This window comes from Pseudoalteromonas sp. A757 (assembly GCF_004103285.1).
GTDB lineage: Bacteria > Pseudomonadota > Gammaproteobacteria > Enterobacterales > Alteromonadaceae > Pseudoalteromonas > Pseudoalteromonas galatheae.
This window is the reverse complement of the sequence record NZ_QNQN01000074.1, coordinates 274,070-287,065: the sequence shown is the minus strand read 5'-3', so window position 1 is coordinate 287,065 and position 12,996 is coordinate 274,070. Positions and strand designations below refer to the sequence as shown.

14 protein-coding genes are annotated in these 12,996 nt (G+C 42.6%); 11 read left to right on the top strand and 3 right to left on the bottom strand.

Features of this window, described 5'->3' with window-relative positions:
• The first annotated feature begins 4 nt into the window (after nucleotides 1-4).
• From DRB05_RS20850 to DRB05_RS20800, 11 genes are all read left to right on the top strand, one after another.
• A complete protein-coding gene (locus DRB05_RS20850) occupies nucleotides 5-1,771 on the top strand; it encodes a non-ribosomal peptide synthetase (RefSeq protein WP_128728625.1) in 1,767 nt (588 codons plus the stop codon).
• Nucleotides 1,772-1,835: 64 nt separating this feature from the next.
• Nucleotides 1,836-3,026 carry a beta-ketoacyl-[acyl-carrier-protein] synthase family protein gene (locus DRB05_RS20845; RefSeq protein WP_128728624.1) on the top strand — a complete coding sequence of 397 codons (1,191 nt, stop codon included), beginning with the start codon at nucleotides 1,836-1,838 and terminating at the stop codon, nucleotides 3,024-3,026.
• A gap of 31 nt (nucleotides 3,027-3,057) precedes the next feature.
• Complete coding sequence (locus tag DRB05_RS20840; protein ID WP_128728623.1) at nucleotides 3,058-4,338, top strand: acyltransferase; 1,281 nt, start codon at nucleotides 3,058-3,060, stop codon at nucleotides 4,336-4,338.
• Nucleotides 4,338-5,948: an AMP-binding protein gene (locus tag DRB05_RS20835; protein WP_128728622.1), complete on the top strand. Its 1,611-nt coding sequence runs from the start codon at nucleotides 4,338-4,340 to the stop codon at nucleotides 5,946-5,948. The genes DRB05_RS20840 and DRB05_RS20835 overlap by 1 nt, the downstream gene beginning before the upstream one ends.
• 3 nt (nucleotides 5,949-5,951) lie before the next feature.
• Nucleotides 5,952-7,316 carry a salicylate synthase gene (locus DRB05_RS20830; RefSeq protein WP_128728621.1) on the top strand — a complete coding sequence of 455 codons (1,365 nt, stop codon included), beginning with the start codon at nucleotides 5,952-5,954 and terminating at the stop codon, nucleotides 7,314-7,316.
• A gap of 5 nt (nucleotides 7,317-7,321) precedes the next feature.
• Nucleotides 7,322-7,549: an acyl carrier protein gene (locus DRB05_RS20825; protein ID WP_128728620.1), complete on the top strand. Its 228-nt coding sequence runs from the start codon at nucleotides 7,322-7,324 to the stop codon at nucleotides 7,547-7,549.
• A gap of 48 nt (nucleotides 7,550-7,597) precedes the next feature.
• On the top strand, nucleotides 7,598-7,918 hold the full coding sequence (locus DRB05_RS20820; RefSeq protein ID WP_128728619.1) for a phosphopantetheine-binding protein: 321 nt from the start codon (nucleotides 7,598-7,600) through the stop codon (nucleotides 7,916-7,918).
• Complete coding sequence (locus DRB05_RS20815) at nucleotides 7,915-8,379, top strand: 3-hydroxyacyl-ACP dehydratase FabZ family protein (RefSeq protein ID WP_128728618.1); 465 nt, start codon at nucleotides 7,915-7,917, stop codon at nucleotides 8,377-8,379. The genes DRB05_RS20820 and DRB05_RS20815 overlap by 4 nt, the downstream gene beginning before the upstream one ends.
• A complete protein-coding gene (locus DRB05_RS20810) occupies nucleotides 8,369-9,364 on the top strand; it encodes a beta-ketoacyl synthase N-terminal-like domain-containing protein (RefSeq protein WP_128728617.1) in 996 nt (331 codons plus the stop codon). Before DRB05_RS20815 ends, DRB05_RS20810 begins: the two co-directional genes overlap by 11 nt.
• 17 nt (nucleotides 9,365-9,381) lie before the next feature.
• Nucleotides 9,382-10,401 carry a Rieske 2Fe-2S domain-containing protein gene (locus DRB05_RS20805; protein ID WP_128728616.1) on the top strand — a complete coding sequence of 340 codons (1,020 nt, stop codon included), beginning with the start codon at nucleotides 9,382-9,384 and terminating at the stop codon, nucleotides 10,399-10,401.
• Between the two features lie 114 nt (nucleotides 10,402-10,515).
• On the top strand, nucleotides 10,516-11,322 hold the full coding sequence (locus DRB05_RS20800) for a metal-dependent hydrolase (protein WP_128728615.1): 807 nt from the start codon (nucleotides 10,516-10,518) through the stop codon (nucleotides 11,320-11,322).
• 36 nt (nucleotides 11,323-11,358) lie between these two features.
• Here the strand turns inward: DRB05_RS20800 and sdhC are convergent, their stop codons facing one another.
• The 3 genes from sdhC to DRB05_RS20785 all read right to left on the bottom strand — a co-directional run bounded on the left by sdhC (nucleotide 11,359) and on the right by DRB05_RS20785 (nucleotide 12,994).
• Nucleotides 11,359-11,742, bottom strand: coding sequence for a succinate dehydrogenase, cytochrome b556 subunit (gene sdhC, locus DRB05_RS20795; protein ID WP_128728614.1), 384 nt, complete (start codon nucleotides 11,740-11,742; stop codon nucleotides 11,359-11,361).
• Nucleotides 11,743-11,944: 202 nt separating this feature from the next.
• Nucleotides 11,945-12,394: a Holliday junction resolvase RuvX gene (gene ruvX / locus DRB05_RS20790; protein ID WP_017217006.1), complete on the bottom strand. Its 450-nt coding sequence runs from the start codon at nucleotides 12,392-12,394 to the stop codon at nucleotides 11,945-11,947.
• A gap of 42 nt (nucleotides 12,395-12,436) precedes the next feature.
• Entirely contained in the window at nucleotides 12,437-12,994 is a 558-nt protein-coding gene (locus tag DRB05_RS20785; RefSeq protein WP_128728613.1) for a YqgE/AlgH family protein, read from the bottom strand.
• Nucleotides 12,995-12,996: the final 2 nt, after the last annotated feature.

Sequence of the window (12,996 nt, the reverse complement as noted above, 5' to 3'; positions counted from 1 at the left end):
CTAAATGACGGACTTATCTTTCAGTCACTCAGAGCGAGTGATGAATTCGTGTGCCATACGCGATGATAACCATAGCCTAACATATGCCCAGCTGTGCGATAAGACAGCGCAACTGGTTGCGGTATTGAATAATGCGATTTCAGCATCTCAAGCGGTTGCTATTTGTTTGCCTCGGTCTATGGCATTAGCAGCATCGGTAAATGCTTGTTTTGGTGCTCGCATTCCCTACATTCCCATCGATCCTGATTTGCCTGCTAAACGCGTCGACTATATGTTAGCTCAAAGTCAGCCAGCAGCTATCTTAACGACGCGTCAGATCGCTGAAAATTTAGATTACGATGCAAATTTTATTTATTTGGATAGCTGGCTAACAGATGATTCGCCTCTTTTAATTACACGCGTGGCAAAGGGAACATGTGGGGCAAACTATTCCACAGACACCGCTTACATTATTTACACATCAGGCTCGACAGGAAAACCTAAAGGGGTCGAGATGACGCATTCCGCGATTGCAAATCTGCTTCAGGTCCAGCAAGAATTGGAACCCGAAATTGGCAAGTCATACCGTACAATTCAATTTACTTCGATTAGTTTTGATGTTGCTGTACAAGAAATATTGACGTGTTTTTATAGCGGCGCAGAGCTTGTGATCACCACAAAGGAAGACGTTCGTGATCCCAAGGCTTTGTTGAGAAAGTTATGTCAGCAGAGTATCGAACGTATTTTCATGCCGTCTCCAGTTCTTCAAGCCCTAGCTGAAGAAGCAAAACTTTGCCCTGAACTTCGCCCTGTAACTCTGCAGGTGGTGATAGTCGCTGGTGAAAAGCTGCTTATTACACCTGAGATCAGAGCCTTATTTGCAGGTCTCCAAACACGATTGGTGAACCAATATGGCCCGTCAGAAACACATGTTGTGACTCAATACTCATGCTTATCTCCTTTATCGGATGAACAAGATGTCCCCGCGATTGGAGAAGCAATAAATTGTGTTGGCATTTACATTGTCAATGAGCAAGGACAAGTTGTGCCGTACGGTGAAGAAGGGGAGATTTGGGTAACGGGCGTAGCGGTTGCAAAAGGTTATTTACACGACGCTGCAAAAACAGCTGAAGTTTTTGTCCCAAATAAATTCGATAACTTATCGGAGAAACTATACAAGACAGGTGATCTGGCAATTAAAAATGCGCAAGGTGTGATCCATTACCGGGGACGTCGTCAGGGGTTGGTTAAGCTGAACGGCTATCGCATTGAGTTGGCCGAGATAGAGGCTGTCACAGCTACACTAGCACAAGTGAAATATGCTCAATGTTTTGTACTTTCATCAACGACAGACGAGAGCAAAAAACAACTGGCACTGTTCGTTCAGGTAGAAGATGAAACGCTGAGTAGCGAGGAGGTGAGAAGCGAGCTTAGTGCGCACCTACCCAGTTATATGATCCCTACCCAAATACTTGTCTCAACCACACTGCCTCTGAATATCAACCAAAAAGTTGATCGCGAAAAAATAAAATCCTTATTTTCTACTTCGTCAGCGGCTACTTCCAAATTACCTACAGGTATTAATGAGCAGTTGTTACACCTCTTCCGTGAAATGTTAGGGCAGCCTAACTTCATGATGGCTGATGATTTCTTTCATGCTGGAGGCAGCAGTGTACTTGCGATGCTATTGGTAAGAAATTTAAGAAAACGGCTGAATATTGCAATTGATGTTAACGACTTCTATCGCTTGAAAACGCCAGAGGCATTGATGGCATTCTTGAGCGGAAAATAAACAAAAGAGCACAACAAGGAATGGCGTTTCATTTTATTTTTAAAATCGAAATCAGGAATAACAAATGAAAAATAAAGTTGTAATTACTGGAATGGGTGTGTCTACAGGGTTAGGTCATACGGTAGAGCACTGTTGGCAACAACTTGACGCTGGAGTATCAGCGGTCAAGGCAATCGATCGCTTTGATACAACAGGTATGAAAACACATATTGCTGCTTATTACCGAGATAATCGCACCTTTGGAACACCTCGAGGGATTTTAGAGCAGTTACTAGAGAAAGTAGTCGATGAGGCAATTGCCGCAGACGATGAAGGTTTTGACCGCTGCTATTATAGTTTGCCTAACGGTTTGTATGATATTGAACCGCGTTTCGCCAAGGAAAATGCGGACTCAGGTATTGAAGATCACTTTACGACCTTCTTCTACGAGTCAAATCTTGCGGCGCGAATTGCAGAAAAATATCAGGTTAAAGATTATCCCACTTTGGTTTCTACTGCCTGTGCATCATCGGCTTCAACATTACAAATGGCTTTTAATGCCATTCAGTCTGGACTTGCAAATCGTATCTTAGTTATCGCTTCTGATTGCTCTGTGTCCAGAGAAACAATCACAAAGTTCTCCAACTTATCAGCGTTATCGACACGTAATGACTCGCCAGAAACTGCATCAAGACCATTTAGCGCGAGTCGCGATGGCTTTGTGATAGGGGAGGGGGCAGGAGCAATAATTCTCGAAAGTGAGGATTATGCGATACAACATGGCCACAATATTTATGCTGAGCTTGCAGGTTGTGCAAGTACCACTGACAACTATCACAGAACGAGAAGTAACCCCAAAGGGCATAAGATCCTAAGTGCAATGAGCAGCGCAGTTAAAGCAGCTGAGCTTGAATTGAAAGACATTACTTTTGTGAATGCGCATGGCACCAGTACTCCTGAAAATGACAAGCTTGAATCGGACACATTGAGCGACCTGTTTCAAGGCATGTCGATACCCGTGACGTCAATAAAGTCAATGACAGGCCATTGCTTGAATGCCTCTGGGATCGTGCAAAATGTCTTTAGTGTGAAAAGTATTATAGAAGATGTTGTCCCACCGACAATTAACTACGACGGTACCTGTGAGCATGACAACATTGTCGTGGTTACGCCTGAATCAGTACGTCAACGCCCTGTAAATCATATTTTGTCAAACTCGTTTGGTTTCGGTGGGCAAAACGTGTCCCTTGTATTTTCAAAATATAAACGTTCATAAATCTCTGCAATAGGAATTTAAGGGACATAACATGCAATATGAAAAACTAATTTCGCCAGTATCTCCACCACCACCTTGTGCACTAGGCGGGGTTGATCTGCTACTCGATACGTGGACGGATTATGTGCTTGAATACGACTACCCTTTGGATGACGCAAAGTTGTTTAGTGCCTTGTCGCAGGCTGTTGAACGCTATCCATATTTTTCTGGCCGTAAGGTCAGTGGGGTAGAGCAAGATCAAAATGTGTATATCGATTGTTTTAAAGGGATCAGCTTCAGCTTTCAACGAGTAGATAAACGTTTTGCTGATGAGGGAGGCATAACAGAGCAAGATTGGCAGATGTATTTGCCTGACAACTCAAAACGCAGAAAGCATAAGTTTTCAGCAACAAGTTTAAAGGTCCCTTTGTTTGCCGTAAAGCAGACAAATTATGATGATCACACCGTATTAGGTCTGAGCGTATGGCATGCGATTGCGGATGGCGGGGCCTTTTTTGATTTTCTTGCGGCTGTTGTTGCAGCCTATCGCGAAGAGGTAGTCGGTTGTTATCAAGCAAAGGATCCGCTACCGAATAATGATGAACACCAAGGCGAGTACCACGATAGCATTCGCCAAGTTTCACTTGCATCAGATGCAAGACAAGGTGAGAGTGCGATCGCCACCGCTGAATTTACTTTTGGCGGTAAAACGCTAGACAACTTGCTGACTTATATTACACCGCATGGCGTCCCACTTTCTGATTATTTATATGCTCTGGCGTGGAAAAGTGCGCATCATGCAATGTTAAGCCGTACACCAAATTCAGAGGTGACTAGCTTATATACGGTATATGACATTCGACAATTTACCGACATTGATAAACCGCTTGGCAACCACCTTTACTATCCAAAAACAGAGTTAACGAGCACTGAGCTTCGTTCTATAACCTCCATTGATATCGCCAAAAAAATACGTACATCCGTATTTTCAATGGTGGAGCATGCGCAAAGGATAGAGCAAGAGTTTGCTTGGCTTGATAAGCACATTACGAACAAAAACTATAAACAGTTTGCGATACGACCCGTTTTTGACGCCATCTACGAACCCGCGATTATGTGTAATAACCTCATGCATATCAGCTATGACATGTTTGATTTTGGTGCGGGAGGACCGGTGAGTTTTGACACACCGAATGAAGAATATATGCGGTTTATTTCAATACTACCAAGCCGTAATCAAGCTGATGAAATACGCTTTAGAGTATCGTTATTTGAATCTGAACTTGCTGAGTTTAGCCGTAACTTTAATCAAGAACTTAAGGAGCTCGGCTAATGTATCCGCCAATTTCCTCAAGCGCTTTAAAACAACGAGCAGAGCTTAGTAACTGGAAGAGAAAAACGCTATGTGATTGGTTGCTGGAGTCTTGTGCATTGCACGGCGATCGTCTTGCATTACAAGATGAAGCTCATCGTGTCACCTATGCGCAATTAGCATCAAAGATAACAGCAAATGCCGGCTATTTTGCCGCGTTGGGTATTTCAAAAGATGCGCGGGTCACCATAAGGTTACGTAACCGGGTGGAGTTTTTCATCAGCTTTTTTGCATTAATACGTATTGGCGCTATTCCTGTTTTGGCGTTGCCTGCGCACAGTGTAAATGAAGTCAGTGGGGTGATCCAAGACTCGAGTTCTGTTGCTTACATAGGTCATTATGCGGATGAGCCTACAGAACAACTTATTCTTGATTGGCTTGATAAGTCGGAGCAGATCCAAAACATATTTCTTGACTGCATGCCGGCGAAACCGCTAACGAAAACAGCCGTTCATACTTTGTTGCCTCAACCTGAGCAATGCTTTGAAGAGATACTCAGGTGCTGCGAATACAGTGAGCCCGAGGAAGTCGCTTTTATTCTTCTATCGGGTGGGACTACTGGTCGTTCTAAATTAATACCACGAACGCATAGTGACTATATCTATAACATTGAAATGATGTCTGCCCACTGCCACTTAGACGAAACCGTAAGGTATCTGGCTGCGCTTCCTGTAGCGCACAATTTTGCCCTAGGATGTCCTGGTGTGTTGGGGGTGCTTGCTAATGGGGGAGCTGCGTATTTGGGAGATGCCAATAATATTTTGTCCCTTATTACGATTGTAGAAAGCAACTCAATCACACATACCGCGTTAGTGCCTTCGCTAGCGGATATGTTTGTTGAATCTAAAAAGCTAGCGGTTAGTGAGTTTTCTTCATTACGTCAAATTCAAGTTGGGGGGGCGTATTTTGCTCCAGATAAAGCCAAAAGTGTAATTGATGAATTGCAGTGTGAATTACAACAAGTGTTTGGCATGTCTGAAGGTTTGCTTTGCTGTTCTAAGAAAGGTGATTCGTTAGAGCAAATTATTCACTCGCAAGGCTCTCCAGCCAGCCCAGAGGATAAGGTTCGCATCGTATCTTCTAGCTTGCAAGATGTATTACCTGGTGAAGTAGGTGAACTGATCACTAAAGGCCCTTACACCATTCATGGCTACCTCTTTAATGAGCAAGCAAATCACAAAGACTTTACTGCTGACGGTTGGTTTATCACAGGAGATCTCGCAAAAAGAAGAGCGGATGGCTGTATTCAAATTATGGGAAGAGCAAAAGAGCAGATCAATCGTTTTGGCGAGAAATTTTCACCAGCTGATGTGGAAGATGTGCTCCTTGAAGGGAATAAGATAATTCACAGTTGTTTAGTTGCTGTGCCTTGTACTGAACAAGGCGAAAAAACCGTGTTATTTGTCGTGAAGCAGTCAGAGCTCGACGAAAGTAAAGTACGTGCTCGGTTACATGAACACAATCTTCCTGCCTACAAACTGCCGGATGAAATAAAACTAATTAATCAATTACCGCTTACTCCCATAGGTAAAACGGACAAGCATCAACTCATCAAACTCTACGAGGAATAGAGCGTGAATAAAGGATATTTACAATACGAAATAGCTGGTGGCATAGACGCTTCACAGTGGATAAAAGGGATCCGAAAAAGTGGCCTGCAGCAAAAAGAGCTTTTTATTTATGAAGACAATGGCACTTGGCAAGTTGGCTTAGGTTGTGTCTACGAAGTGTCACTTGATGCAAATGGTCAATTGCTCGCAGGTAAACAAGGGGCATTACAGCCGGTTTCGTACCAAGGGTTGTCTACAGGTATTGAAGCGGCATTGGAGCAATGCGGTGTTAAAGATCCAATTTGTTTTGGATTCGCTAACTTTGAGCTTGCCTATTTAACACACGGTATTTCGGTTCAACGACTTGATGAGCCAAGTGAACTACTGCGTATTGTAGTTCCACAAGTGGTACTCACATTGGAAAGAGACAAGCATATTGAGGTGAAGCTGGTCGATGGTCTCGCTCAGACTGAGGTGGATGAATGGTTAGTACAACTAGAGAATGTCGCTGAACATATCAGTGAGCCGACGCTACCAGTTAAATTAGGAATTGAGCTGGAAGACTTACATCGCCATGAGCAGGAGTACAAAGACAGCGTACAGCTTGCGATTGAGAAGATTAAGCAAGGCGCATTTGAAAAAGTGATCCTCTCGCGACGTGTTCGTCTTGCCAATAAAGTCGACATGATAAATACATTTGTAAATGGTCGTCTAAATAACACCCCTGTACGTTCATTTATGTTCGACATCGATGGTTGCTCAGCAGCGGGATACAGCCCTGAGCTGGTGGTTAAGGTTGATGTAAACAGAAAAGTTTATACCCAACCGTTAGCTGGTACGAGAGCGCTGGGTAACAATGCAGAAGAAACATGGATGCTGAAACAAGATCTTTTGAGTGACCCAAAAGAAATTGCAGAGCACGCGATGTCAGTGCGCCTATCCGTTGAAGAGCTGGAAGCAGTGTGTGACAAAGAAAGCGTGATTGTTGATCAGTTTATGCATGTGGTCGAGCGCGGCACCGTTCAGCATTTAGCGTCTATGGTAGTTGGCGAGCTGAGTGAAGACAAAAATAAATGGGATGCATTCATTAAGCTGTTTCCTGCCGTGACCGCATCAGGAATAGACAAGTTAAATTCGGTTGATTTTATCCGCGTCACTGAGCCTGAACCACGCAAATTGTACAGTGGCTCCGTGTTTATGGTGAAACAAGATGGTTGTCTTGATGCCGCTTTAGTGTTGCGCTCTATATTCAATCATAACGGCAGCTCTTGGCTGCAAGCTGGTGCTGGGATTGTTAAGAACTCAAGGCCAGAGCGAGAGTTTGTCGAAACATGCGAGAAAATGAGCTGCGTTGCAAACTACGTCACTTTTGAAGAAGAACTAGGATAAAGCACATGTCAGTAGATCGTGGGAACTTAACAACGTTATTTGTCGACACGCTAAAGATTAATGACGCTGACTTGAATAAAAGCTTCAGTGAATCAGGTGGCAATTCTGTTTTGGCTATGAAGTTCATTCTTCGTGCCAAAAAAGAGTCTGGATTAGAGATCCCGATGGAGTGGCTATTTAATAATAAGCCGATTTCACAATTAATAGACGATATTCACGATTTATCGCTCTAAAAAATTATTAACCCCAATATTTTCAAATAAAAAACAAAGGATAGCAAAATGAGCAACTCAATCTCTTATGACGAAGCTTACGAAAAAATCACAGCACTTATTTTAGAGCAATGTGACCTGGAAGATCTAAATATTGAAAAAATAGAGCCGCATCACATTTTAAATGCGGATTTGGGACTAGATAGTGTCGACTTTTTGAATGTTATCTTTGACATCGAAAGTGAGTTTGGAATTTCCATTCCTTCAGAAGAGTGGATGAACCGTGCAAGTGAGCAAGCTCCAAATGCTGAAGATAGCGTATTCCGCCTTAGTAACTTTGTTGAAAGTGTACTAGAGCTGGTTGAAGAGCAAGGGGCTGTTCCTGCATGAACATAGAGTATAACCAGCTTATTGATCGGATTATTGAGCATAACAGCTTGGATGCGATCGTCTGCGAAAGTGAGGTGCCCGAAAGGGCGCCGATCTTTGAAGGGCACTTTCCTGGAAACCCGATTATTCCTGGCGTGATCCTTATCGAAATGATGGCGCAAGCAGGTGGCTATATTCACATGCTAAGCAAAAATTTTGAAGAGATGGCTTATTTAGCGACTGTTCGCTCTGCCAAGTTCAGAAGCTTTGTGACGCCTAATCAAGTGCTAACCATTAAAAGCAAAATAGCACACCATGGAGACGGTTATCTTATTTGTAAAGCTAAAATCTATGATGCAACGGGAGCTGTGGTTGCCGACTCGGAACTGATGTTAAAACTACAACGCTTTGCTAATGAACAAATGCGATCACATATAAAAAATATAGCATTGCAAGCAGGATGGAAAGGACATGATTTATAATGCGTATATCTTAGGTGTTGGAGCATCTTTAGAAAATGAAATATTTAATACATTTTCAGATATTAATATAGATAACGATAGATTAATTGGGCTAGAGCAGATCCAATATTCAAATTATATTAAAAAAAAGCGTGATTTGAATAATATGTCGGAAAGCCAATGCTTATTGGTCGCGGCATCTGGTGAGGCCATTAATACTTCACCATTTTCAACGAAACCAGAGGTACTTGAAAATGCAAACATATATACGGTTTGCTCAATTGGTGAGCGTGATGTAAAGGTTGACGAGCGCACTAAACATGCTTGGACACAAGATGTGTCGACGGTTAACGCCGAAATAGCAAGGTTAAGACCGACTCAGTTGCTAATGGAACTTGCAAACCTATACTCAGCGAACATTTCTATACTATTCAACATTTGCGGCGAAAGTTTGACCTTTATCGGTGAGCAAAGCGGTGCTTCTCAAGCTTTTAAGCATGCAATTGAACACACGTTGACTGCGACTGAGTCGCCAATTTCACTCGTTGGTGGTGTCAGCAATGGAAGTCGAGAGATCATCGCTGAAGCAATCGAGCATTCGGTAAACTCGCTTGCTGAAGGTCGAAAGTTTGCGAAAGCTTCTGCCAGTGCATTGATCTCGACTAGTGAGGCTCATCGTGATATCGCAGTAGCTAAGGTCTCACTTGTAGGATCTTATGATGATGAAGCCGCTTTGCTTGAAAAAATCAATGAGCCGCAGTACGTAAGTTGTTTAGTTACCACAGAGCTTACTACGGATGTTGAAGGCAATCTTGACTCAATCACTGAAGGAGATGGTACCAAGATTATAAATTTAACTAAGCGCTTTGGGTATCTTGCAGAGGCGTCATTGAGCTTCCAGTTTGCACTTGCCGTTGTGTTATTAAATAAGCAGCCAGAAAAGCACTTCCTTGTTGCTTGTCAAATGATAGATGGTCGCTATCAAACGTATGAAATATCTAAATAAAACTGAGAGATAGAGATATGTTAGTAGGTAAAGAAGCGCTCGAATACTCTTCAAGGAATATACTGAACAATCAGCGTTATCCTTTTTCTCCTTATCCTGAAGGGTGGTATGCCGTGGCAATGGCGGCTGATATCCCGGTTAAGGGCGTAGAGGCAACGAGAGTGTGTGGTGAAGAAGTCGTTGTTTATCGTGCACAAAGCGGTGAGATTAACGTCGTCAATGCTTTTTGCCCCCATCTCGGTGCACACTTGGGCTTTGGAGGCATTGTACAAGGAGAGTCTATTCGCTGTCCTTTTCATGGCTGGAGGTTTGATTGCTCCGGCAGCTGTGATGATGTCCCTGAAATGCAAAAACCCATAAAAGTTAAGATTGGTACTTTTCCCAGTAAAATTGTCAACGGAATGGTGATGGTTTGGTGGTCACCGGAGCGAGACAAAAAGCGCCAGCCAAGTTGGGATATTGAGCCGGTTGACTTAACGGGGTGGACTGAGCCTGTGTTGCATGAAGAGTGTATTTGGATATTGAATACCCATGTGCAAGAAATTGCTGAAAATGGGGTAGATATTGCACATTTCAGCGTGGTACACGGGGCAAATAAGGTCGGTGAAATCGAGTCGGTTGAATATGATGGTGCGGTCGCTACTTGGCAGTCGATAAGCCAAATTTCTACTCAAACTGGCGATGTTGACTCTGTTACACGCGTCCGTTTATTTGGCTTAGGATTGCAGCAAGTTCATGCACTATCAGCGAACAAATTTCCGTCTGCGAGAACCTTTCTACATTCTACCCCAATAGATGAACACTCTATTTGTATTCGTTTGGCGGTTTCGATTCAAAAAACCGGTAAAGAAAATCGCGACTCGCAAATGCTTAGCTTTTTAATCCCAAAACTTGCGGCTGAATTGGCTAAAGATTTTGATATTTGGGAGCGAAAAAAATATCTAGTAAACCCGCCAATAAGTAGAGTTGATGGTCCAATCCGACAATTTAGAAAGTGGGCAACACAATTCTATATTGAGTCACCAACTTCTGATTGATATCAGTTTTAGGGGGGACGGCAGTATTGTGTTTTTACGATATCAATGAAAACCCATTGATATTGACTAAGTCTCCCAATACAGAATTACAATTTTTGAATAGGGAACCTTTCTATGTATCTTTCTACAGAGGTTGAAAAAGTCGCGAGTAAATTCAGTGCGCCACCGTTTGATTTTGATGGTTGCTTTATTCATGACTATGACGGAGAGGCATATTTTAAGTTTATTCTGATTAATGCGTTTTCTATCGCTTTACCGAGTGGTGAAAAGTTTTTCATTGATAGCTTAAAAAAAAGCCTATCTAGTATTGAAGATCCAGAGACTAAAAGTGCAGTGCGTATCTTCATGATGCAAGAAGCGGTGCACAGCAAGTATCACAGCATTTATAACAAAACATGTTGTAGGGAAAACGGCTACTCGCTGGCCCGCTTAGAAGCGCCATTTTTATTTAATAGCGCTTATGTAGCAAACAATAATAGTGACCAATATTGCTTAGCCTTAACGGTGTGTTTAGAGCATTTGACCGCTGTGGCGAGTGAAGCTTTGCTGACCCATGATTGGCTAGATATTTGTGCACCATCAGTCGCAGAATTTTGGAAATGGCATGCCTTAGAAGAAATTGATCACCGCTCGGTTGCCTATGATCTGTATATGACTACGTATAAAGATAAGGCATTTTTAAATCAAGTGATGAGTGAGGTTTATCTAAAATTTGCACGCTTTTTGGAAAAAACCATGCACACAATGGCAAGTAGTGATGGTAAAAGCGCCAAAGCACTAAAAGTTTGGCTTCGAGAGTCTGATTTTATGGTAGGGCAACAAGGGGTGATCCCCTATTTTATGCAATTAATTGAGCGCTTCTATGAAGCTGACTTTCATCCAGATACACATTTTGACTTATCAATTTTAGCGTCTTTATAGTGAAATCGCCTCGCCGAGTTGGCGAGGCAATTAAAACTAGCCAAAAAGCTTATAAGCCATGCCAATTACAGCCACTGCAGTGGCGAATAACACGACGTAAGACATCTTCTTCGCTGAATCAAGTTCTTCACCATAGCCCATATCGTTGATCATGTGCTTGATACCAGCAAAAACATGGTAGATAAAGGCAGTGAAAACTCCTAAGGTGATCAGCTTAACAAACCAGTGGTCAAGCGCTGATACAACGGTATTAAAACCCGCTTCTGAAGCTAAGCTCAGATAGAAAGCGTATAGCACAAGAGGGAAAGAAAGAAAAAATAGTACACCTGTTACCCTATGTGCAAAAGACACATAAGCCGTGATCGGCACTTTCACTTTATGAAGACTAATAAAGACCGGTCGTTTCTTACTTTTATTCATACTAACTTCCGTTTACGATAGACATTTTGTTTACGCATTTTACGAAAAATGCAACATTGACACAAGTTATAAATATATTCAGATTTGCTACCGGACTCTATTAAATTTTTATTATTTATATACTTATCGTGCGCGCTGAGTCATGTGTAAGGTGGGGGACTCTAGCGCCAAAAACAAAGCTTTTAGCATTCGCTCAGAGATATCACTCCCACATTGCTTCAAAGTAGCTTTCAAGAATGATACAAGCAGACATGCCATCTACCTTACCTTTTGCAAGGTTCTTATAGCCACCTTGTTCAAATAAGCGTGCCCTGGCGTCTGCTGTCGTCAAGCGCTCGTCTTGCGTTTCTACCGGCAACCGGAAGTGGTTATGCAGGCGGTTGGCAAACTTTTTTGCCCTGAATGTTAAATCTTGATTAGTACCATCCATATTCAGTGGTAAGCCAACTACTAATAAATCAGGTTGCCATTCGTTAATAAATACCGCAATGTCATCCCAATTTGGGATGCCATCGTTTGCCTTAACGGCACCCAAACTTGATGCGGTTGCGGTGATTTCTTGGCCGATGGCCAAGCCGATACTTTTAGTGCCAAAGTCAAAACCGATGACGCTACGTTTACCTTTTGGTACTTTTTCTTTTTTGTTTTCCATGAATACTTCGTTTATTAACCTAAGCTCAAAATGGCAGGCTAGTTAAGCATGGCCTGCTTGTGAGCTTAATTGTGCAACGTCGATACCAAGCATTTGCACTGCTTTTTCCCAACGTTTTTCGGGTGGTGTATTAAATATGATTTCGGGGTCAGCCTCGACAACCAACCAAGTGTTGTCTTTGAGTTCTTCCTCAAGTTGGCCGCTAACCCAGCCTGCATATCCCAAGGTAATGATAAACCCTTCAGGAGAGTGTGCCGATGTTAAAGAGGCTAAGACGTCTTTGGAAGTGGTGATCATAATTTCAGAGCTAAGTTCTTGGCTTGAGGCGTAACCAAACTTTGGCGTGTGTAATACAAAGCCTCTATCGGTGTGAACCGGCCCGCCAGCGTAGATATTTACCTTAGCCGCATGACTAGACTTATCATTATCTATATCAATTTGATCAAGCAATTCGCCCACGGTGATATCGATAGGGTGGTTTACCACCAACCCCATCGCGCCATCTTCGCTGTGTTCACAAAGATAGGTTACCGTATGATTGAAAAAAGGGTCGTCCATGCTGGGCATTGCCACTAAAAAGTGATTAGCGAGTGATTTCATAA